This window comes from Pseudomonas sp. MS646, assembly GCF_036693845.1.
Lineage (GTDB): Bacteria > Pseudomonadota > Gammaproteobacteria > Pseudomonadales > Pseudomonadaceae > Aquipseudomonas > Aquipseudomonas chlororaphis_E.
Genome location: NZ_CP144763.1, coordinates 4,732,822 through 4,753,397, shown reverse-complemented (window position 1 = coordinate 4,753,397; position 20,576 = coordinate 4,732,822). Strand labels below are relative to the sequence as shown.

Annotated in this window: 26 protein-coding genes; 11 read left to right on the top strand and 15 right to left on the bottom strand. The window is 61.8% G+C overall.

The features are described 5' to 3' along the window. Window positions 1-50: 50 nt before the first annotated feature. The 5 genes from V3H56_RS20825 to V3H56_RS20805 all read right to left on the bottom strand — a co-directional run bounded on the left by V3H56_RS20825 (window position 51) and on the right by V3H56_RS20805 (window position 2,877). Window positions 51-488 carry a Spy/CpxP family protein refolding chaperone gene (locus V3H56_RS20825; RefSeq protein ID WP_042731587.1) on the bottom strand — a complete coding sequence of 146 codons (438 nt, stop codon included), beginning with the start codon at window positions 486-488 and terminating at the stop codon, window positions 51-53. Between the two features lie 288 nt (window positions 489-776). Then, window positions 777-1,454 carry a response regulator transcription factor gene (locus V3H56_RS20820; protein ID WP_338473833.1) on the bottom strand — a complete coding sequence of 226 codons (678 nt, stop codon included), beginning with the start codon at window positions 1,452-1,454 and terminating at the stop codon, window positions 777-779. A 7-nt stretch (window positions 1,455-1,461) separates the two neighbouring features. Then, on the bottom strand, window positions 1,462-1,872 hold the full coding sequence (locus tag V3H56_RS20815; RefSeq protein ID WP_042729506.1) for a translation initiation factor 2: 411 nt from the start codon (window positions 1,870-1,872) through the stop codon (window positions 1,462-1,464). Between the two features lie 107 nt (window positions 1,873-1,979). Next, on the bottom strand, window positions 1,980-2,279 hold the full coding sequence (locus tag V3H56_RS20810; RefSeq protein WP_042729505.1) for a YciI family protein: 300 nt from the start codon (window positions 2,277-2,279) through the stop codon (window positions 1,980-1,982). 1 nt (window position 2,280) lies between these two features. After that, window positions 2,281-2,877: a septation protein A gene (locus V3H56_RS20805; RefSeq protein ID WP_042729504.1), complete on the bottom strand. Its 597-nt coding sequence runs from the start codon at window positions 2,875-2,877 to the stop codon at window positions 2,281-2,283. A gap of 87 nt (window positions 2,878-2,964) precedes the next feature. Between V3H56_RS20805 and V3H56_RS20800 the strand changes: the two genes are divergently transcribed. The 5 genes from V3H56_RS20800 to rluB all read left to right on the top strand — a co-directional run bounded on the left by V3H56_RS20800 (window position 2,965) and on the right by rluB (window position 7,869). Beyond that, entirely contained in the window at window positions 2,965-3,828 is an 864-nt protein-coding gene (locus tag V3H56_RS20800) for a PHP domain-containing protein (protein ID WP_338473832.1), read from the top strand. 13 nt (window positions 3,829-3,841) lie between these two features. After that, complete coding sequence (locus tag V3H56_RS20795) at window positions 3,842-4,471, top strand: L-threonylcarbamoyladenylate synthase (RefSeq protein WP_042729509.1); 630 nt, start codon at window positions 3,842-3,844, stop codon at window positions 4,469-4,471. A 132-nt stretch (window positions 4,472-4,603) separates the two neighbouring features. Next, on the top strand, window positions 4,604-5,302 hold the full coding sequence (locus tag V3H56_RS20790; RefSeq protein WP_172679738.1) for a ScpA family protein: 699 nt from the start codon (window positions 4,604-4,606) through the stop codon (window positions 5,300-5,302). A gap of 11 nt (window positions 5,303-5,313) precedes the next feature. Next, window positions 5,314-6,261 (top strand): SMC-Scp complex subunit ScpB, encoded by a 948-nt coding sequence (scpB, locus tag V3H56_RS20785; RefSeq protein WP_047736581.1) that lies wholly within the window; start codon window positions 5,314-5,316, stop codon window positions 6,259-6,261. A gap of 372 nt (window positions 6,262-6,633) precedes the next feature. Next, window positions 6,634-7,869, top strand: coding sequence for a 23S rRNA pseudouridine(2605) synthase RluB (gene rluB, locus V3H56_RS20780; RefSeq protein ID WP_042729500.1), 1,236 nt, complete (start codon window positions 6,634-6,636; stop codon window positions 7,867-7,869). Between the two features lie 269 nt (window positions 7,870-8,138). Here the strand turns inward: rluB and V3H56_RS20775 are convergent, their stop codons facing one another. Then, entirely contained in the window at window positions 8,139-9,104 is a 966-nt protein-coding gene (locus V3H56_RS20775; RefSeq protein ID WP_042729499.1) for a leucyl aminopeptidase (aminopeptidase T), read from the bottom strand. A 92-nt stretch (window positions 9,105-9,196) separates the two neighbouring features. Beyond that, window positions 9,197-9,334 (bottom strand): hypothetical protein, encoded by a 138-nt coding sequence (locus V3H56_RS20770; protein WP_042729498.1) that lies wholly within the window; start codon window positions 9,332-9,334, stop codon window positions 9,197-9,199. A 756-nt stretch (window positions 9,335-10,090) separates the two neighbouring features. Here V3H56_RS20770 and V3H56_RS20765 point away from each other — a divergent pair. Both V3H56_RS20765 and arfB read left to right on the top strand, forming a co-directional pair. Further along, window positions 10,091-11,506: an amino acid permease gene (locus V3H56_RS20765; RefSeq protein ID WP_047736580.1), complete on the top strand. Its 1,416-nt coding sequence runs from the start codon at window positions 10,091-10,093 to the stop codon at window positions 11,504-11,506. A gap of 220 nt (window positions 11,507-11,726) precedes the next feature. Beyond that, the gene (arfB, locus tag V3H56_RS20760; protein WP_042729496.1) at window positions 11,727-12,140 is read left to right on the top strand and encodes an alternative ribosome rescue aminoacyl-tRNA hydrolase ArfB; all 414 of its coding nucleotides are present in this window, start codon (window positions 11,727-11,729) and stop codon (window positions 12,138-12,140) included. Here arfB and V3H56_RS20755 read toward each other — a convergent pair. The 3 genes from V3H56_RS20755 to V3H56_RS20745 form a co-directional block, all read right to left on the bottom strand. Next, window positions 12,137-13,336, bottom strand: coding sequence for an MFS transporter (locus V3H56_RS20755; RefSeq protein ID WP_042729495.1), 1,200 nt, complete (start codon window positions 13,334-13,336; stop codon window positions 12,137-12,139). The genes arfB and V3H56_RS20755 overlap by 4 nt on opposite strands. 104 nt (window positions 13,337-13,440) lie before the next feature. After that, window positions 13,441-13,671, bottom strand: coding sequence for a hypothetical protein (locus tag V3H56_RS20750; RefSeq protein WP_080964305.1), 231 nt, complete (start codon window positions 13,669-13,671; stop codon window positions 13,441-13,443). A gap of 36 nt (window positions 13,672-13,707) precedes the next feature. Next, entirely contained in the window at window positions 13,708-13,851 is a 144-nt protein-coding gene (locus V3H56_RS20745; protein ID WP_185057640.1) for a hypothetical protein, read from the bottom strand. Between the two features lie 81 nt (window positions 13,852-13,932). Between V3H56_RS20745 and V3H56_RS20740 the strand changes: the two genes are divergently transcribed. After that, window positions 13,933-14,166: a hypothetical protein gene (locus V3H56_RS20740; protein WP_042729494.1), complete on the top strand. Its 234-nt coding sequence runs from the start codon at window positions 13,933-13,935 to the stop codon at window positions 14,164-14,166. On the opposite strand, the gene V3H56_RS20735 is transcribed toward V3H56_RS20740, so the two are convergent. The 3 genes from V3H56_RS20735 to V3H56_RS20725 all read right to left on the bottom strand — a co-directional run bounded on the left by V3H56_RS20735 (window position 14,160) and on the right by V3H56_RS20725 (window position 16,924). Further along, a complete protein-coding gene (locus V3H56_RS20735) occupies window positions 14,160-15,182 on the bottom strand; it encodes a transporter (RefSeq protein WP_042729493.1) in 1,023 nt (340 codons plus the stop codon). The two genes, V3H56_RS20740 and V3H56_RS20735, sit on opposite strands and share 7 nt — an antisense overlap. A 170-nt stretch (window positions 15,183-15,352) precedes the next feature. Further along, window positions 15,353-15,658, bottom strand: coding sequence for a PepSY domain-containing protein (locus V3H56_RS20730; RefSeq protein WP_047736577.1), 306 nt, complete (start codon window positions 15,656-15,658; stop codon window positions 15,353-15,355). Between the two features lie 138 nt (window positions 15,659-15,796). Next, a complete protein-coding gene (locus V3H56_RS20725; RefSeq protein WP_047736575.1) occupies window positions 15,797-16,924 on the bottom strand; it encodes a glycerophosphodiester phosphodiesterase in 1,128 nt (375 codons plus the stop codon). A gap of 243 nt (window positions 16,925-17,167) precedes the next feature. Here V3H56_RS20725 and V3H56_RS20720 point away from each other — a divergent pair, with 243 nt between their 5' ends. Continuing rightward, window positions 17,168-17,497, top strand: a complete 330-nt coding sequence (locus V3H56_RS20720; protein ID WP_047736573.1) for a DUF2025 family protein — start codon at window positions 17,168-17,170, stop codon at window positions 17,495-17,497. Between the two features lie 35 nt (window positions 17,498-17,532). Here the strand turns inward: V3H56_RS20720 and V3H56_RS20715 are convergent, their stop codons facing one another. Continuing rightward, window positions 17,533-18,243, bottom strand: coding sequence for a CTP synthase (locus V3H56_RS20715; RefSeq protein WP_338473831.1), 711 nt, complete (start codon window positions 18,241-18,243; stop codon window positions 17,533-17,535). A gap of 14 nt (window positions 18,244-18,257) precedes the next feature. Between V3H56_RS20715 and V3H56_RS20710 the strand changes: the two genes are divergently transcribed. After that, on the top strand, window positions 18,258-19,205 hold the full coding sequence (locus tag V3H56_RS20710; protein ID WP_042729488.1) for a LysR family transcriptional regulator: 948 nt from the start codon (window positions 18,258-18,260) through the stop codon (window positions 19,203-19,205). An 86-nt stretch (window positions 19,206-19,291) separates the two neighbouring features. Continuing rightward, window positions 19,292-19,825, top strand: coding sequence for a DUF1003 domain-containing protein (locus V3H56_RS20705; RefSeq protein WP_042729487.1), 534 nt, complete (start codon window positions 19,292-19,294; stop codon window positions 19,823-19,825). Window positions 19,826-19,856: 31 nt separating this feature from the next. Here V3H56_RS20705 and V3H56_RS20700 read toward each other — a convergent pair whose 3' ends face one another. Continuing rightward, on the bottom strand, window positions 19,857-20,465 hold the full coding sequence (locus V3H56_RS20700) for a TetR/AcrR family transcriptional regulator (protein ID WP_047736568.1): 609 nt from the start codon (window positions 20,463-20,465) through the stop codon (window positions 19,857-19,859). Between the last annotated feature and the right edge of the window lie 111 nt (window positions 20,466-20,576).

Below are 20,576 nucleotides of genomic sequence, written 5' to 3'. Positions count from 1 at the left end.
CAAAGAAAGCCCAACGGCGGTTTGCCGTTGGGCTGGATGACTTCAGCGCATTATTGCGCTTTTTGCGGCTGTTGCGCTTTCCAGGCCTTGAATTCGGCCCATTCGGCGCGACGCTCGGCCTGTTTCTTCTGGATCGCGTCGAACTCTTTCTGTTGTTCAGGCTTGAGCAGCCCGCGGATCTGGGCGTCGACTTTTTCATGCCGGGCCGCCATTTCGTCCTGCATGGCCTTCTGATCGGCGGGCGACAACTTGGCCAGGTACTTTTCTACCAGCTCGCGGCGTTCGTGGCGTTGTTCGTCCATGATCTTGCGGATCTGCTGGCGCTGTTCGCGGCTCAGGTCCAGTTGGCTGTACGGGCCTTTGTCGTGCATCTGGCCACCGTGACGCGGGCCGTCCATCGGGCCCATCGGGCCGGGGCCTTCAGGCATGGCCATGGCAACGGTGGGCAGGGCAGCTGCGAACATCAGAGCGATAAGGGTCTTGCGCATGGTGTTTCTCCTTGTCTCGTTCCCGGTCAGTTCCGGATGTGTGCAGATTACGCAGAGCAAGGTCAGCGGCGGTCAGGGCTGGGTAAAGCTTGGGTAAAGACGGTTTGGGATGATCCTGACAAAACGATCGGTACAAACCCCGTGGCGAGGGAGCTTGCTCCCGCTGGAGGGCGAAGCCCTCCCCATGCAATGACGGTGTTTGGCCTGATGGGCCACAGGGTGAGATTTTGGGGCTACTTCGTAGCCCAGCGGGAGCAAGCTCCCTCGCCACAGGGGATCGGGGATTTTCTAGAGGCTGTAGTAGTAACCCCGGCTGCGCAGCGCCACGATGCGCGGGCGGCCGTCGGGGTGGGGGCCGATTTTCTTGCGCAGGTTGCTGACATGCATGTCGAGGCTGCGATCGTAGAGGGTCAGCTTGCGGCCCAGGGCGATCTGCGCCAGTTCCTGCTTGTCCAGCGGCTCGCCCGGTTGCTTGAGCAAGGCTTCGAGCAGGCGGCTTTCGGAAACGGTGAGGGTCTGTTCCTGTTCGTCGATGCTGACCACGCCGCGTACCGGGCTGAAGGTCAGGTCGCCCAGTTCGATCTGGCTGGACACTGCCGTCGGGTGGCTGCGGCGCAACACGGCGCGCAGGCGGGCGGTGAGTTCACGTGGGTCGCAGGGCTTGGCTAGGTAATCGTCGGCGCCCAGCTCCAGGCCCAGGATGCGGTCCAGCGGTTCGCCCCGGGCCGAGAGCATCACCACCGGCAATTCCGGGTGGTCGTTGCGCAATTGCTTGAGCAGTTCCAGGCCGCTGCCATCGGGCAGCATCACATCCAGCACGACCGCCGCGGGGGAGGCCTCGGCCAGCGCCTTGCGGGCACTCTGGCCATCGTGGCAGGCCCGGACCTGAAAACCTTCCTGGTCCAGCCAGCTCACCAGGAGCTCACACAGCTCCTGGTCATCATCTATCAGTAACAGCTCGCTCATGACTCACTCAATTTAGCCATTGCCGACGTCGTCTGCGTCCACCGCTGGCAAAGATACCGCAGAGCAGGGCCAATAGCGCTACCCCGGCACCAATCACGAACCATTGTTGCTGATCGGTCAGCAGCCGCGGCAGCGGGCTCGCCTGGGCTTCCTTGAGTTGCAGTTTCAGGCGCTGGTTTTCCTGGCGCAACCGGCCCAGCAAGGCACTTTCGCGCTCGCCGTCGGCGTTTTGCAGTTGTTTGCTCAGTTCTTCACGCTGGCGCTCGCTGTCTTTCAAGCGCTGTTGCAGCTCGGCGATCTGGCTACCGGCGCTCAGGGACAGGGGCGCCGAATGACTGCCCTCGGTGCTTTCCTCGCCATGGGCGGGGGCCCCGATCGCCAACGTGACCAACAACAGGCACAACGGACCTTTGCGCATTGCAACTCCTGGATTCCAATCGAGATTAGACAGGTTGTCGGCAGGCAAACGAGAACAATGAGCAATTGAGCGCAATGAGCCGTGCAGGCTCATTGCACCTGGGGGATTTACGGCAGGACTTGCTTGAACGGCTTGACCACGACGCTGGCGTAGACACCGGCCTTCACGAACGGGTCGGCCTCGGCCCAGGCTTGCGCGTCGGCGAGGGAGTCGAACTCGGCCACGGTCAGGCTGCCGGTGAAACCGGCGGCGCCCGGGTCATTGCTGTCTACGGCCGGATGCGGGCCGGCCAGCACGACGCGGCCTTCGGCCGTGAGCTGTTGCAGGCGCTCAAGGTGCGCGGGGCGAGTGGCCAGGCGTTTTTCCAGGGAGTTGGCGACGTCGGTGGCAATGATTGCGTAGAGCATGTCAGTCCTCGGTGTTTGGCGTGGTGGTGTCGGTATCGTGCAAGTGACGGGACAGGTAGATGCCCTGGCCAATCAGGAACAATAGCGTCATGCCCAGGCTGCCGAAGACCTTGAAGTCGACCCAGTAGTCCTGGAATGTGAACGCCACGAACAGGTTGGCGGCCCCGCAGAACAGGAAGAAGGCGATCCAGGCGATGTTCAGCCGGGTCCAGATCACGTCCGGCAGGCTCAGGGCGTGGCCCATGATGCGCTTGATCAGCAGGCGGTCGCCGATGAAGTGGCTGCCGATGAAGGCCAGGGCGAACAGCCAGTTGACCACCGGGGCTTTCCATTTGAGGAAGGTTTCGCTGTGGAAGGCCAGCGTCAGGCTGCCGAACACCAGGCAGGCGATCAGGGTCAGCCACTGGCTCTTTTCCAGCTTGCGCTGGGAGATGAACAGCGCGCCGTAGACCACCAGGGAACTGATGATCAGCACCGCGGTGGCGCTGTAGATACCGCCTACGGTCAAGGATTGACCGGCGATGTCGACGCTGCGCGGATCAAGTTTGTAGACGACGAAAAACAGCAGCAGCGGGATGAAATCGATGAATTGTTTCACAGTGGCAGCCAGGAGCGGGATGTGGCGGCATAATAACAAACATCCTTGGCCGCGATAGGGCCAGCTGATTTGAGGTAACAAACTCTCGTGAATGTTGATTTGCACTGCCATAGCACGGCCTCCGATGGCGCCCTGGCGCCTGCGGTTCTGGTGGCGCGGGCGTTCGAGCACGGCGTGCGAGTCCTGGCCCTGACCGATCACGACACCCTCGAAGGCCTCGACGAGGCCCGCAGTGCCGCCACGGCGCTGGGCATGCAGCTGGTCAATGGGGTCGAATTGTCCTGTACCTGGGGCGGGGCGACCATCCATGTGCTGGGCTACGGTTTCGATGTCAATGCGCCGGCGCTGGTCGAGGCCATCGCACAATTGCGCGACGGGCGCTGGCTGCGTTCCGAAGAGATCAGCCGCAAGCTGGCGCTCAAGGGCATGCCCGGTGCGCTGGACGGCGCCCGGCAGATCCAGCAGGAGCTGGGCGACAGCGGCAACGCACCGGCCCGGCCGCACTTTGCCGACTGGATGGTGCGCGAAGGGTTCGTCAAGGATCGCGCCGAGGCGTTTCGCAAATGGCTGGGGGCCGGCAAGCTGGGAGACGTCAAGCAGCATTGGCCGACCCTGGAAGAGACCGTCCAGACCCTGCGAGCGGCGGGTGCCTGGGTCAGCCTGGCGCATCCGTGGCACTATGATTTCACCCGTAGCAAGCGTCGCCGCCTGGTTGCCGACTATATTCAAGCAGGGGGCCATGCCATCGAGGTGGTCAACGGCCATCAGCCCGCCGAGCAGGTGGGCAGCTTGGCGATCCTGGCCCGTGAGTTCGGTCTGCTGGTGACCGCCGGCAGTGATTTCCATGGCCCTGGGGGCTGGTCCGAGATCGGCGAATACCGCCCGTTGCCGGAAGATCTGCCGCCACTATGGTGTAGATTCAAACATGATCCCGTTACCGCCGCCGTCTGAACAGGTAGAACACGTGAGTCAATTTTTCCAGATTCATCCGGAAAACCCGCAACCGCGCCTGATCAAACAGGCCGTTGAGATCATTCGTAGCGGTGGCGTGGTGGTCTATCCCACCGACTCGGCCTACGCCATCGGTTGCCAGATCGGTGACAAGAACGCCGTCGAACGGGTTCGACGCCTGCGCCAGCTCGACGACAAGCACAACTTTGCGTTGATCTGCAGCGACCTGTCCCAGCTGGGCCTGTTCGCCAAGATCGACACTGGCACCTTCCGCCTGCTCAAGGCCCACCTGCCGGGGCCGTACACCTTCATTCTCAACGCCACGCGGGAAGTGCCGCGGCTGTTGCTGCACCCGAAGAAACGCACCATCGGCCTGCGGGTGCCGAGCCACCCCATTGCCCTGGCGCTGTTGGCCGAGCTGGGCGAGCCGCTGATGAGCGTGACGCTGATCATGCCCGGTGACACCGAGCCGATGACCGACCCCTACGAGATTCGCCAGTTGCTCGAGCACCAGGTCGAGCTGATCATCGACGGTGGCTTCGGCGGCATGAAGGCGTCCACCGTGATCAACCTGGCCGACGGCGAGCCGCAGGTGGTGCGGGTCGGCTGCGGCGATCCGGCCCCGTTCATGGCCGAGGCCTGAATGTCGGCTGTGCAAACCCCTGTGGACAGCGCGGACAGCCAGGCCGGTGCGCAACAGGAGCTGCCGTTCGCCATGGTCTACGGCCAGGCGGTCCTGGAAATGCCCCTGGACCTGTACATTCCGCCGGACGCGCTGGAAGTGTTCCTCGAAGCCTTCGAGGGCCCGCTCGACCTGCTGCTGTACCTGATTCGCAAGCAGAACATCAACATCCTCGACATCCCGGTGGCGGAAATCACCCGCCAGTACATGGGGTATGTCGAGCTGATGCAGTCGGTGCGCCTGGAGTTGGCGGCCGAGTACCTGGTGATGGCGGCCATGCTCGCCGAGATCAAGTCGCGGATGCTGTTGCCGCGTTCGGCCGAGGTCGAGGAAGAAGAGGACGACCCGCGCGCCGAATTGATCCGCCGCTTGCAGGAGTACGAGCGCTTCAAGGTGGCGGCGGAAGGCATCGACGGCTTGAGCCGTGTCGGCCGCGACGTGCTGGTGCCCAAGCTGGATGCGCCCGAGGCCCGGGCACGCAAGTTGTTGCCGGATGTCAGCCTGGAAGAGCTGCTGATGTCCATGGCCGAGGTCCTGCGCCGAGGCGATATGTTTGAAAGTCACCAGGTCAGCCGCGAAGCGCTGTCCACCCGCGAGCGCATGAGCGACGTGCTGGAGCGGCTTAAAGGCGGCGGCTTCGTGCCGTTCGTCGAGCTGTTCACCGCCGAGGAAGGGCGGCTGGGCGTGGTGGTGACGTTCATGGCGGTGTTGGAATTGGTCAAGGAATCCTTGGTCGAGCTGGTGCAGAATGAGCCGTTCGCAGCGATCCACGTGCGGGCACGAGCCGAATAACGAGCAAATCAATGAATCTGACTGAACCCCGCGAGCTGGCCCCCTTGCTTGAAGCTTTCCTGTTGGCTTCGGGAAAGCCGCAATCGATGGAGCGCCTGTTCGAGCTTTTCGAGGAAGGCGAGCGGCCAGAGCCGGCCGTGTTCAAGAAGGCCCTGGCGCTGCTGGGTAAATCCTGCGAGGGACGGGCCTTCGAGCTCAAGGAAGTGGCGTCCGGCTATCGCCTGCAGATCCGCGAGAAGTTCGCCCCCTGGGTCGGGCGCCTGTGGGAAGAGCGGCCGCAGCGCTATTCCCGGGCCATGCTCGAAACCATGGCGCTGATTGCCTATCGCCAGCCCATCACCCGCGGTGAGATCGAGGATGTGCGGGGGGTGGCGGTCAACAGCCACATCGTCAAGACGCTGCTAGAGCGGGAGTGGATCCGCGTGGTCGGCTATCGCGACGTGCCGGGCAAACCGGCGATGTTCGCCACCACCAAGGCCTTCCTCGATCATTTCAACCTGAAGAACCTGGATGACTTGCCGCCCTTGGCCGAGCTTCGGGAAATCGAGCCTGAGCCGGTGCTGGAGTTCGACGATGCACCTGTGCCCCAGGGCCTGCAGGACCTGGCCGATGCCAGCGCCGAGCCGGAGGAGCCCAAGGAGGAGACCAGTTTCCACTCATTGCTGCTGGAACTGGACACCATGGAGGAGGGCCTGAAGACCGATTTCGACGACCTGCTGCGCGAGGGCCCGGGGCCTGAAGGCGAGACGGATGAGTTGCCTGAGCCTGACAGCGAGTCGGAACCTGAGCCAGAGCCAGAGCCGGAAGAAGACATCCTCGGCGTGGCCGAAGCCCGGGAAAAACTGCTGGCCGCCGTCGCCGCCCTTCAACCGCCGGAACTCGAATTGAGCGACGAAGAAGCCGAAGCCCGCGCCCTGGCTGAAGCGATCGAAAACGAACGGCGCGAGTTCGACGACTGATCCGATTTTTTGGTGATTAGACCTCCGCCATCGCGAGCAAGCTCGCTCCCACAATTGATCTTCAGTGTTCATGGGGTCCGAATACCCACAGAACCCTTGTGGGAGCGAGCTTGCTCGCGATAGCGGTGGGTCAGTCAACGAAGAGGGTGAGGGTAATGACGCTATCGCGAGCAAGCCCGCTCCCACATTGGAGGGTGCGGCGTTATCACCGATCGGCGGAAAACGCGCCGGGCCTGCATTGATCAGCTAGTCTCTGATGCGCAAACGTCTCAACGAGCGTATGATTCGCGACCCTTTGGCGATCCCTTCGCCATGGACCTGTTTTCAACGCGTCAGGCCACGCCTGGCCGACCACACCGGGAGGTGCCCAGAATGAAAGACCAAGACCAGAACGACAGCCAGGAAATCCGTCCAGCCGGCGAGAAACTGCAGAAAGTCCTCGCCCGTATCGGCGTCGGTTCGCGCCGTGACGTGGAAACCTGGATCACTCAGGGCCGCATCAAGGTCAACGGCAAAGACGCCACCTTGGGCCTGCGTGTCGACATGCATGACGCCATCACCATCGATGGCAAGGTGATCAAGCGCGAAGAGGCCGCCGAAACGGTGCGCCGCGTGATCATGTACAACAAGCCCGACGGTGAGATCTGCACCCGTGACGACCCGGAAGGCCGTCCGACCGTGTTCGACAAGATGCCGCGTCCCAAGGAAGGTCGCTGGATCAACATCGGTCGCCTCGACATCAACACCACCGGCTTGCTGATGTTCACCACCGACGGCGAGCTGGCCAACCGCTTGATGCACCCGTCCTACGAAATGGACCGCGAATACGCCGTGCGTGTACGGGGCGAAGTCGATGACGAGATGATCGAGCGCCTGAAGGCCGGCGTCGTGCTGGAAGACGGCCCGGCGCGTTTCACCGACATCAAGCAGGCGCCCGGCGGTGAAGGTTTCAACCATTGGTACCACTGCGTGGTGATGGAGGGCCGTAACCGTGAAGTGCGCCGCTTGTGGGAATCCCAGGGGCTGGTGGTCAGTCGCCTGAAGCGCGTGCGTTTTGGCCCGGTGTTCCTCAACTCCGACCTGCCGATGGGCCGCTGGCGTGAAATGAGCCAGTACGAAGTCGACATCCTGGCTGCCGAAGTGGGCCTCACGCCCGTGGCAATGCCGCAGATGACCGCCAAGAGCAAGGACAAGCTGGAGCGGATGCAGCGCAAGTCCTCGCGGCCGATGGCCAAGACCGAACGCGTGCGCACCCTGCGTCCGCCAGTCGAAGGTGCGGCGCCTGGCCCGCGTCCTTCGCGCGAGCCGCAGATCGAAGGCGAGCGTCCGGCGCGCAAACCGGCGCCTCGCCAGGATGGCGAGCGCGGCCCACGCAGCCCGCGTCCGGCTAACGGTCGGGCCGAGCGCGGCGAAGGCCGCAGTGCTCCGGCAGGTCGTGGCACCCCAGTTGCCGATCGCCCGGCCGACACCAAGCGTCCAGCCAAGCCGGCGCCGAAGAAGCGCCCTGGCATCGCGCTGGTGGACCGTGACGCGCCTTCGGGCAAGCGTCGTGGGGCACCGGCCGGTTCGGGACAGCGTCCAGGCTTCGGGCGCCGCAAGCCCGAGTGAGGCCGCGTTGAGGTTCTAGCTGCAAGCGGCAAGAAAAAACGCCAACCGTTGGGTTGGCGTTTTTTTTGGGTTGGCTTAAGGGGTGGGGTGCTGATGAAACCGCTTTCGCGGGCAAGCCCGCTCCCACATTGGGGCGGCGGCGTTCAAAGATCTTCCATTCACTGAGATCAACTGTGGGAGCGGGCTTGCCCGCGAAGGGGCCAGCCGCCTCAACCACTCTTTGCCAGACCTCCCTCGCTTGCCGCTCGAAGCTGCCCTTAAAGCGGCTTCTAAAGCACAAACCGCCCATCGAACATCGCTTCATTGTCCAGCGCCAGCACACCACTTTCGAAAATCAGGTCCAGGTGATGGCTGCCCTTGGCCCCGCCGCCTAGCCCCAGGTGCAGGCCGCAATGACGTTCCTCGAAGCCGGCGTTGCGCGCGTACAGGCTCTTGATCCCTTCATTGGTGCCGATTCCCAGTTCCTCGATGCGACGGTTGGACGGATTGGCGTCCAGGTATTTGTTGAAGTCGTGTTCCAGGCCCGGCACGTCGGTGGCGATTTTCTGAATGGTGGAGTCTTCGATCCACAGCTCCAGCGGCGATTGCAGCACACCGTACTTGCGCGCAAACGGGATGGTGCTGAGGAACGTGCCGACGAATTTGACCCGGCCGTTGATGGTGTCGCTGTGAGTGGCGATTTCACCGGGGGCCAGGTCGTAGTTGCCCACGCCGTTGATGTCGGTCCACTTCTTCACGCTGTCCAGGGCCGTGTCGAAATACGAGCCGTGCTCATCCTGGAAGCTCAACGTCGTGGCTTGGGACATGCGCCGGATCAGGTGACTGTTGAGCCCGGCGATCCGCTGGGGGATGACGCTGAAGGTGTCGTAGAAATAATCGCCGTAGTCCTTGAACAGCAGCGATTTCCTCCAGTTGTCCGCCATCACGCCTTGCAGCGCGCGAACAAAGTCCGGGCCGTCCGGGCGGGGGTTGGGCAGGGTGGAGGAGTCGTAGAAGAAAATGTACAGATCGCTGTCGGCAATGGCCTTGGACAGGCGCTCCGTGGATTCGAGGTCCAGGCGCATGGCACTGAACTGCAAAGGTGAACCGCTGCCCGCCTGTTCGACGATGGCGCCGGTCAGTGCCTCGTAGTCGGCGGTGTGGCCGAGCAAGACCTTGGCGGGCTGGATGCCGGCCAGGGCTGGATGGTGATCGAGGTAGTAAAGGAAATGTGAGATGGCTCGTTGTGTGTCCATGCTTGTTCTTCCCTGACAAATCTATTTGGCTTCCCTGACAACGGCAAAAAGTGGCGGAGTCGACCGGCCGGACCGCCTCCGCCGGGCTGTGCCTACAGAGGCCACATCGCCGTGCCGAACGGAACGACCGCGTCGGCTTGCATCATTTCAACAGCGGCTTCATGGGTTGGCGCTTCAAACCATTCGTCCAGTTGCAGTTCGGTTTCCAAGTCTTTGTCCAGTGTTTGCATAGTGAATCTCCTAGAGGACTTTTACGGAAATGAGCGGGCCGATCGGCGAGTGGAAACTGGCCGCAGGGGGCACCGCAAAACTTGTCGGCACGATGCCTTGGCAAGTCGGTGAAAACCTAGTCGAGGGTTTTTTGGAATGCAAAAAATAATTTTTATTTTTTCAGATGAACTTTTTGTTCCATTTTCGGCGGGTTTTTTTGCTGAGGTAAAACAATTGGCTGTGAGGTTTATTCATTAGCTAGCTTCCTACCGTCAATTTCCAGACGGATGACAGAAATTTCCTACATGGAAAAAATGCGTTACGCCTTGTAAAGAAAAGCTGACGAAAAGCCAGTGCCGCGTCGATCCCAAACACCTGTACCGACGAATGTAAGAAAAAGCTTCCATCAAGCCCTTCAAACGGAGTTTTCCAGGGAATGGGGCGCCTTGTTTCCGCTCCTGGGGCAGGGTCAGATGCGTGCCATGCCTTGTGAGGGTGTCTGGCGGCAAAAGGTCGGCGGTGTACAATGCGCCGCGTTTTACTGTGACCCTTCGCGTACCCACGCACCTTCAAGGTTATCCGCCTTGCTCATTCCGCCACGTCACAAGCGTGTCGGGTTCGATTTCGTCACAGATAAAAACAAACAGGTGACGCATGACCGTTGTAAATACGCTGAATTCCTGGTGCCTGCGCTGGGGTTTGATGGGCGCTGCTTGAAATCCATTTGAGCGGCAACGTCCTACGAACATCATCAAACCTTGCGTGAGACCCTTTTCATGAGTGGACAAAACTCGCATTCAGGCGAGCTGAAACGCGGCCTGAAAAATCGCCATATCCAATTGATCGCCCTCGGCGGCGCCATCGGTACCGGTCTGTTCCTGGGTTCGGCCGGGGTGCTGAAGTCGGCCGGTCCGTCGATGATCCTCGGCTACGCCATCTGCGGCTTCATCGCCTTCATGATCATGCGCCAGTTGGGCGAAATGATCGTCGAAGAGCCGGTGGCCGGTTCCTTCAGTCACTTTGCCCACAAGTATTGGGGCGGTTTCGCCGGCTTCCTGTCGGGTTGGAACTGCTGGATCCTCTACATCCTGGTGGGCATGTCCGAGCTGACCGCGGTGGGCAAGTACATCCACTACTGGGCGCCGGACATTCCGACCTGGGCTTCGGCGGCCGCGTTCTTCATCCTGATCAACGCCATCAACCTGGCCAACGTCAAGGTGTTCGGCGAGGCCGAGTTCTGGTTCGCCATCATCAAGGTGGTGGCGATTGTCGGCATGATTGCCCTGGGCAGCTATCTGCTGGTCAGCGGCCATGGTGGGCCGCAAGCGTCGGTGACCAACCTGTGGTCGCACGGCGGGTTCTTCCCCAACGGCGTCAGCGGCCTGGTGATGGCCATGGCAATCATCATGTTCTCCTTCGGTGGCCTGGAAATGCTCGGCTTCACCGCCGCCGAGGCCGACAAGCCGAAAACCGTGATCCCCAAGGCCATCAACCAGGTGATCTACCGGATCCTGATTTTCTACATCGGCGCCCTGGTGGTGCTGTTGTCCCTGACGCCTTGGGACAGCCTGCTGAGCACCCTCAACGCTTCCGGCGACGCCTACAGCGGCAGCCCGTTCGTGCAGGTGTTCTCGATGCTGGGCAGCAACACGGCGGCGCACATCCTCAACTTCGTGGTCCTGACCGCTGCGCTGTCGGTGTACAACAGCGGCACCTACTGCAACAGCCGCATGCTGCTGGGCATGGCCGAGCAGGGCGATGCTCCACGGGCCCTGGCCAAGATCGACAAGCGCGGCGTGCCGGTGCGCTCGATCCTGGCGTCGGCGGCGATCACGCTGGTGGCGGTGCTGTTGAACTACCTGATCCCGCAACACGCGCTGGAGCTGCTGATGTCGCTGGTGGTCGCGACCCTGGTGATCAACTGGGCGATGATCAGCTACTCACACTTCAAGTTTCGCCAGCACATGAACCAGACCGGCCAGGTGCCGCTGTTCAAGGCGCTGTGGTATCCCTACGGCAACTACATCTGCCTGGCGTTCGTGGTGTTCATCCTTGGCGTGATGTTGCTGATCCCCGGCATCCAGGTCTCGGTGTACGCGATTCCGGTGTGGCTGGCGTTCATGGGGGTGTGCTACGTGATCAAGAACAAGCGCAGTGCCCGTCAGGAACTGGCTGTGGCAGCGGCCAAGTAGGCGCCCCGAAACACACCAGACCCGGCCGCGTGCCGGGTCTGGTTTTTCTGGCTCACGCGATCCTTTGTGGGAGCGGGCTTGCCCGCGAAAGCGTCGTTACATTCAATGCTTCGTCGACTGACACAGCGCTGTCGCCAGCAAGCCCGATGCCACAGCAGGATGGGTGTTGCGCTGGCGATTCGGGGTATTCTTGGCGGCCTGAATACCGGACCTTTTCCCAATGCTGGCGATTTCCAACACCGTGCACATTCCCGACGCCGAGATCGAGCTGACGGCCATCCGCGCCCAGGGCGCCGGGGGGCAGAACGTCAACAAGGTGTCCAGCGCCGTGCACCTGCGCTTCGACATCCCGGCTTCGTCCTTGCCCGAGTTCTACAAGGAACGGTTGCTGGCCCTGCGCGACAGCCGCATCACCAGCGACGGTGTGTTGATCATCAAGGCCCAGCAATACCGCACCCAGGAACAGAACCGGGCCGATGCGCTGGAGCGCCTGGTCGAACTGATCCTCGGGGCCACCAAGGTCGAGAAGAAGCGGCGTCCCACCAAACCGACGCTGGGCTCGAAGAAACGTCGGCTGGAATCCAAGACCAAGCGCGGCTCGATCAAGGCCGGACGCGGCAAGGTGGATTTCTAGTTGCGCGTCCGTGCCTCGCGCTGCCTTGGCGCTTGCCGGTACAAGTACACGCTCAGGGCCAACCCGCCCAAGGCGGCCAGCGCCGCGAACAGGAAGATCGACGCGAAGCCAAAGCCTGCGGCAATGGCACCGGCCAAGGGACCGGTGATCCCCAGTGACAGGTCGATGAACAACGAATAGGCACCCACCGCCGCGCCGCGACTGGACGCCGGCACCAGGTTGACCGCCTCCACGCCCAACGCCGGGAACACCAGGGAAAAACCGAAACCGCTCAACGCCGCCCCCGCCAACGCCCAGTGGGCATCGGGCGCCAGCCATAGCAGCAACAGCCCCAGGACCTCCACCGACAGGCAGGCAATCGCCACGCGAAAGCCACCGAGGCGGTTGATCAGGTTGCCGAACAACAGCCGCGCACCGATGAAGCTGGCGCCGAACAGGCTCAGGCAGAGCACGGCGTTTTCCCAGTGCTGGGTGGCGTAGTACAGGGTGATGAAGGTGGCGATGGTGCCAAATCCGATGGAGCCCAGGGCCAGGCCGCAGCCGTGGGGCAGGACGCGACCCAGCACGTGCATGAAGGGCAGGCGTTCACCGGCGACGATGGGCGCGGCCAGTTTCGGCCAGGCCAATGCCAGGCCCAACGAGGCCAGCAGGATAATGCTGACGCCCATGCTCCACAGTCCCAGCGTATTGACCAGCCACACCCCCAGCGGCGCGCCGATCGCCAGCGCACCGTAGCTGGCAATGCCGTTCCAGGAGATGACCTTGGCGGTATTCGCCGCGCCGACCCGGCCAATCCCCCAGCCGATGGAGCCCGAGCCCACCAGGCTTTCGGCGCTGCCCAGCACCAGGCGGCCGATGAACAGGCTGGCCAGGCTGAGCATCGGCAGGCTCGGCGTCCAGGCCGACACCAGCATGAACACCCCGCTCAGCCCGCAACCGGCCAGGCCGATCATGACCGCGCGCTTGCTCCCCAGGTTATCGATGATCCGGCCCGCGTAAGGGCGGCTGAGCAGGGTGGCGAGGTACTGGACGCTGATCACCAGCCCGGCAATGACCGCACCGAAACCCAGCTCGCCATGGACGTACCCGGGCAGCACGGCGAGCGGGATACCGACGTTCAGGTAACCAATGAAGGTGAATAGGACGATGGAAACAACTTGCAGCGTGACCGCCAGGGGGCGCTGAGAATCTGACATGGGGAAAGGGTCCACGGAGCAGCAACAATAGATAGGCTGCTTATGATAACGGCGACCGTGGGGGCAGGGTGCGGAAAAGTAAAACTATTTGCCCGGCGGCTTGTTCAGTCAGTGCCTTGTTCGCTGACCAGGTGACTGGTGACCAGGGCGGCCAGGGCGTTTTCCTCGGTGCCGAAACGGGCCAGCAGCGCGGCTTGTTTTTCAGGCGACAAGCGCGTCCAGATCTCGACCATTTTCTCGGCGGTGCCGATCAGTACGCTGGCCTGGGCTTCGCTGAAGGGGGAGGTGTCATCGGTCATCGCAGGGCTCGGATTCAGGCAGTGTGGAAAGCGCATCTTAGCGCTTTCCACACGGTCTGGTTACGCGGTGGATCAGTCTTGGCTGTCGGCCTGGCGGCGTTCAGTGGCTTCTTTGGGTTCGGGTTGCTGGGCGTCTGCCGGCCCCCCGGCTTGTAGCGTGGTCGTCTGCTCAGTGTCGTGCAGGCTTGGGAAGGGGAGATTAGGGATCTCGTGCATATCGCGCTCCTCGCAAAGTCTGTGGATAGATCTGGTAGATCCGCGCTTTTAAAAAAGCCTGGGCAGGATACAGCAGGAGAAATGACAAAAAGACGTTTAAATCCTGTTGCACCGACAGATGGGATTGTCTGGACAGGTCAAGGCAAGCTTGTCGACAGGCTTGCAAAGGCCGCCGACAATCGGATGAAGCCATTCGAGGAACGCCAGCACGACGTCCAGGGCATCCTGGGTGAGTTGATCGCGCGTGAACAAGGCGTCCCGGCGAACATCAAGAGGCGCATCGAGCAGCCAACGCCCGCGCCACCGGCTCAATAGTCGCGTCGCTTGCGAAACGCCCATCGACCGGCGATCAGGGTGAAGGTCGCCACCAGTGCCACGAGGATCCAGAAACCTTCGGGATCGGTGGCCAATGGCACGCCGCCGACGTTCATGCCGAAGAAACCGGCAATGATGTTGATGGGCAAGGCCAGCACCGTGACCACCGTCAGGGTGAACAGGGTACGGTTGCTCTGTTCATTGAGGTTGGCGGCGATCTCTTCCTGCAACAGCTTGATCCGCTCGCCCAGCGCGGTCAGGTCGTTGATGATCAGGGCGAATTCCTCGGTGGATTTGCGCAGTTCCTTGACGTCTTCTTTCTGCAACCATTGCGGCGGGCGGTTGAGCAGGCGCAACAACGAACCGGGCTCCAGCGCCAGCAGGCGCTGCAGGCGCACCAGCACCCGGCGCTGGCTGCCCAACTCGGCGCGATTGGTGGACAGGCGCGAAGACAGCAACTGATCTTCGATCTGGTCGACGCCTAGGCTGGTCTTGCGCACGATCTGGGTCAGTACTTCACCCTGGTCGCGCAGCAGGTGCACGAGCAACTCCAGTGGTGAGCGAAAGCATTCGCCGGCCTTGACCGAGGAGCGCAGCTTGTCGACCGAGTGCAGGGGTTGCAGGCGGGCGCTGACGATCAAACGGCTGTGAACGCACACCCACAACGTGGAGACGTCCGAAGACACCAGGTTGCTGAGGTTGAACACCACGTCGTTCACCACCGCCAGCAACGCCGAATCCACGTGTTCGATGCGGGTCGAGCGCGAGCCTTCATGCAGGGCTTCGAAGAATTCCTGTGGCAAGGCCAGGTGACTTTTCATCCAGCGCTCGCACGCGGCATGGGCCAGGTTCAGGTGCAGCCAGAGGAACTCATCGGCGTCCTGGGGGTGTTGCAGGCTTCGCAGGGCTTGGGCCGAGTCGATTTCCTGTCCACGCTGGCCGGGACGGAAACGAAACCCGTAGAGCAGGCCGAACAGGTCCGGATCGCGGTGGCTTTGATCGATGCTGTGATTCATGAAGGCTCGCTGGCGGGAAGTGCCTGTCGCGGCTACAGGTTCACTTGAGTGGCATCATCGCAAGCTTTCTTGATGGTTTTGTGACAGTTGTGAGGGGACCGACAGGTTTAAATCCAGGCAAAAAAAAGAGCCGCGCAACGGGAAGTTGCGCGGCTCTTTTTGCAGGTCAATCAAGTGTCTTGCTTGTTGCTCAGAACTTCGCCAGTGGTGGCATCGAAGTCGACGTCGAACTCTTTGCCGTCAGCGGTCTTCAGTTCAACTTCATATTCATAACCGTTGAAGTGATTGTCCAGGTCGGTGTCGGTGATGGTCGCGCCCGGGTGCAACTTCAGGGCTTCTGCGTTCATCGACTCAAGGGACTTGATTTTGCCTTCCTTGACCAACTGGGGAATCTGGTCGATCCGGACGTCGGCTTGTGCCAGGCCGGCGGTGAGGGTCAGGGCAGCGGCGGTAAAGAGGGCAGTCAACGTTTTCATAAGTGCTTTCCTTGTGTCATTAAAGGGGTGATTCGTTTAAGTGGGTTCAGGCTAACGCTGGCAACTTAATTCACCCTTAATTTGCAATAACTTGGAATGCACCCAGAGGCCTGTGGTTCCCCAAAGGCCTCTTCGGTTTCAATACCCGTTCTTTTTCAGCAGTTGTGCCACGCTGCCAGTCTCGGGACGCTTGAAGTACTTGAGCAGTTCACTGGCGCGGTTGGTAAAGATGCCATCGACGCCGGCATCCAGCACTTTCTTGAAGTCCACTGCCTCATCCACGGTGTAGACGTGCACCAGCAGGCCCTGGTCATGGGTGTACTGGTTCATCCAGGGTTTGACCAGGTCCGCGTAACTCTGGCTACCGCCATGGGTCAGTGCGGCGGACGGCCCGGTGCCGATGGCGCCCTGGGCCTTGGCGTACTGGACCCATTTCTCGAACTCGGCCTTGTCTTTGGGTTCCTGTTTGGCGTAGTAGGCCGCCTTGTCGGTTTCCCCGGACTCGGCAAACGGCACCTTGGACTTGGGCTCGATGTTGCCTTCGCCGACCCACAGCAAGAGGATCTTCGGCACCTTCGGCATCTCTTTTTGCAACAGTTCGAGGCTGCTCTTCTCGAAGGTCTGCAAGACCACCTTGCCCTTGCCTTGGCCGACGCCGGTGGCGCTCTTGGCAAGCTTGGACCCGGACGGACTCAGCCAGCCACGGTCCTGCAACTTGTCCTTGAGGTCACGCTCGATGCCGGGGAACAGCTTCGGCTCCTTGGTTTCGATGTACAGCCCCGGTTTGTGCTGCGGGTTGCCTTCGGCAATGTCGATCACTTCATCGAGGGTCAGGATCTTCAGGCCGGCGAACGAGGGGCGCGCGCGGTCCGGGTAGGTCGTGTTGAACCAGCTGCCGGCGTCCAGGGTCTTGAGCTCTGCCATGGTGAAGGCGTTGGCGGTGCTGTCCTTTCGCTCGGGAAATTTGCTCGCGACGTCCGTGGTGCGCAGCAGGCTGTCGTCATGCAGCACGAACAACACGCCATCCTTGCTGCGTTGCAGGTCCAGTTCCAGGTAGTCCGCCCCCAGGTCGCGAGCCAGCGTGTAGGAAGCCGCGGTGGATTCCGGCGCGTCGAACGAGGCGCCACGGTGGGCGATGACCGCTGGATGAGGGATGCCCTGGCGAGCTGCCAGGGCCTTGGGGCTCAACGCTTCGGCGGCGTGGGCCTGGCCGAAGCCGAGCACCAGGCTCAGCATCAAGGCGCTGCGGGTGAAGGTGACAGGCATGCTCGAGTTCCTTTCGTGGGTGTGCAAAAACCTATCTTTTAACAACTGAACGCCGTCGGCGCTATCGCCATACCGACATAAATGCGTGCGAAGCAGATTTTTCCCACGCATTGGCGCACCGCTTTGCAGTACCCTTGGTCGCACCAGTTTCCCCGGCAGAGGGAGACCTTGAATCAGCATTCGCCGCCCTGCGTGTAAACCATCGATCAGCCGTCCCCAGGGGACGCATCCATGAGGTTTACCATGCGCACCACTTCGACACTCATCTGCCAGGCCGCCGACCAGCTCAAGGGTTTTGTCGGCCTGAACCGCAAGACCGGCCAGTACATCGTGCGTTTCAGCGAAGACGCCTTCGGCATGGACGTGGCCGACGACGGCATCATCCCCACCTGTGAATTTGTCTGGGGGCCGGTGGCAGACGGCACCATGGCCCTCAAGCGCGAGCGGATCCAACTGCTGCTGGACCAGCATGTCGACGACCGGATCAACCTCACTGATCCGCTGCGGGTCTACATGGCCCGCACCGACCTGCCTGAAATCGTAGCGGTGCGGCAGTTGGTCGTGGAGGGCTGATCCCCACGGATCAGTTGATCGATACCCGGTGACACTCAGGCGCGGGTCTTGGCGCATGCCTCGACAAATGCCTTCGCCAGCGGCGGCGTGCGGCCTTCCAGCGCGGCTCGTTCGGGCTGAAACAATGTCGCGACAAAGAACGGATGATCGCGCAGTTCCACCGCGCGCAAGTCACCGGTCGAGTCCCGGGCGACGGCGTGCAGGCGCTGGCCGAGCAGGTCTTTTTCGAAGGCCGGGTTGAGCCCGAAGCGGCAGCGATAGCTTTCGAACGCTGTCTGGCGTCCATAGGCCCGGGCAATCAGTGACCCCGCGTCGAACTGAAGGCTGTCGAGGGTTTCGATCAAGGCGCAGCTCAGCGGCGTCACCACGAGCCGTTCAGCCTCGGGGGAGTTCTCGCCGTGGGCGGCATCGGTCCAGCCCATCACGTGGCGCGCGTATTCCAACACCGCATGCTGGAAACCGCCGCAGGTGCCGAGGAACGGACGACGTTGTTCACGGGCAAACCGAATGGCGTGCAAAGCGCCGTCTTCATTTCGGTAAGGGCTGCCCGGTACGCACCAGATGCCGTCGAAGTCGTTCATCAGCGTGCTGTGCTCGATCAGGTCGGTGGCCAGCCACTGAAAACGAGGCCCGTGGCCTGTTTGCTGGCTGGCCTGTTCAAGGGCCAGGGGGATCGCCCGGTGGGCCGTGATTTGTGGGTCATGATCGCCGACCAGGGCGATGTGCAAAGGACGCTGGTTTTCCATGGAAATCTCGCCGCTTGTTGATTGCTGGCGGCCACTATAGATTGGCGTTCACGCAATCAATATTGGCGTTTACCCAAGTGTTCAATGCATCCACGCACTATCGACTGGACTATCCCGACCTCTCCCTGATCCTGGCGTTGGTGCGTGGAGGCTCGCTGGCTCGGGCGGCGCGGTTGCTGGACGTAGACGTGTCCACCGTGTTTCGTTCGGTGCGCCGACTCGAGGCGGCCCTGGGCCAACCCCTGTTCGAAAAAAGCCGTGCCGGGTATCTGCCCACGAGCTTGGCCCAGACGCTGTCCGAGCAGGCTGAGCGCGCCGAACAGGCCCTGGAGGCGGCACGCATCGGCGTGGAGCAGGGCGGCGAGGTCGTCAGCGGCACGGTGCGCCTGACGTGCTCCGACTCGGTCCTGCAGGTGCTGTTGTTGCCGGCGCTGGCGCGGTTCATGCCCGCGTATCCGGCGTTGAACCTGGACCTGAGTACGTCGAACGACTTCGCCAACCTGAGCCGTCGCGATGCTGACATCGCCTTGCGCCTGACCCGCTCGCCGCCGGAACATTTGGTGGGGCGGCACCTTGGTGGTGTCGTCTACCGAGTCTGCGGGAGTCCGGTCTTCCTGTCCGGCGCGAATCTGGATGACTTGGCGTCCCTGACCTGGATTGCGCCGGACGACTTCCTCCCCGATCACCCCACCGTGGCCTGGCGCCGACAACATCTGCCCGCCGTGATGCCAGCCTATCGCTGCAACAGCATGCTCTCGGTCGCCGAGTTGGCGCGGGCCGGCCTGGGTGTCGCCGCCTTGCCGGATTTTCTGATCGGTGAAGGCCAGGGCTTGATCCCCTTCGGCGAACCGTTGGCGGGGTATGACACGTCGCTCTGGCTGCTGACACGACCAGACTGCCGCGCCTTGCGTTCGGTGGTGACATTGTTCGACGAGTTGGGGCGTAATTTGCGGCAGCGCTGATGTTTCATGAGCCAAGCGTGCCGAGATAGATGATGATCGCCCAGCGGTTATAGTGCCTTCAGCACCAGCCCCAGGCGGAGAACATCATGGCGACCCCTTACCCATCCACCCCCGCGGCCCCCGTGGATCACTTGCGTTTTCATCGGCCTCACGCGCATCTGGCACCCACCTTCGGGAATGATCGCTTTGCGTTGCGAGCGGAGGCGTTCGCGCGTTTTTTCGGCACGCCGATGTTCCTCGGCGCACAAACCCTGATCGTGCTGATCTGGGTAGGCTTGAACCTGTCGGGCATCGTGCATTTCGACGCTTATCCGTTCATCTTGCTCAATCTGGCGTTCAGTCTGCAGTCGGCCTACGCCGCCCCGCTGATCCTGCTGGCGCAAACTCGCCAGGCCGCTCGCGACAAAGCCCAGGCGGAAGCCGATGCGCAACATCGCGAAGCCCTGGCCATTGCCAACACTGAGCGCCAAGCCCAGGCCGCGCACAATACGGCGCAGTTGCTCGAGTTGTTGGAGCAGAACACCCGCCTGACGGAAATGACCAAGGCACTGACCGAGCGCATCGACAGCCTGACCACCGAAATGCATCAGAAATTCGTGAACACTTCCTCGGCGCAATGACCCTCGTGACGCGACTCCCGGTGGTGGGCACTCAAGCCTGATAGCGAACCAGGAACATGTCGAGGGCTGACTCGATCACCTGCACTTGCTCCTCATGGGTCAGGCTTGGTTGCCCCATGGAAATCTGTGGCCAGAAGGCGAAGGTCTTGATCAAACCGTGCATTTGCTGGGCAGCGAATTCCGGCTCCACCGGCTTTAGCCGGCCATCGACCTGGGCTTGGCGAATCCAGGTGGTGAGGCCCTCTTCACGCTGGCCCATGCGCGACACCATGTCTTGGGCACGTTCGGGTGAGTGAATGGTTGCGGCAATGGCGATACGCGCCAGATCGAGGAAGTTTTCCTCCGATAAGAGTTGTAGCTTGGCTTGCAGCAACCGACGTAGCTGCTCACGCAAAGGCTCCAACGGGTCATAGGCCATCTCCTGTTCAGCGGTGATGCTCTCCCATAGCCGACTCAGAATTTCGGCAAACAGCTCTTCCTTGCTCGGAAAGTGGTTGTACACCGTGCGCTTCGACACGCCGGCCGTCGCCGCGATCCTGTCCATGCTGGTGATCTCGAAACCGTTGATGCGGAATTCGGCAATCGCGGCCTGGAGGATGGCTTCGCGTTTTCGTTCGGTGAGGCGCTGCGGTACGGTCATGGGCATTCGTCGGTTGAGAAGGGCAAATTACACTCGGCAGTTTACTTGCTCCCGGGATTCATGCAATCTAGAAACTACACCGAGTGGTGTAGTTTTGTCGCGAACGGCTGA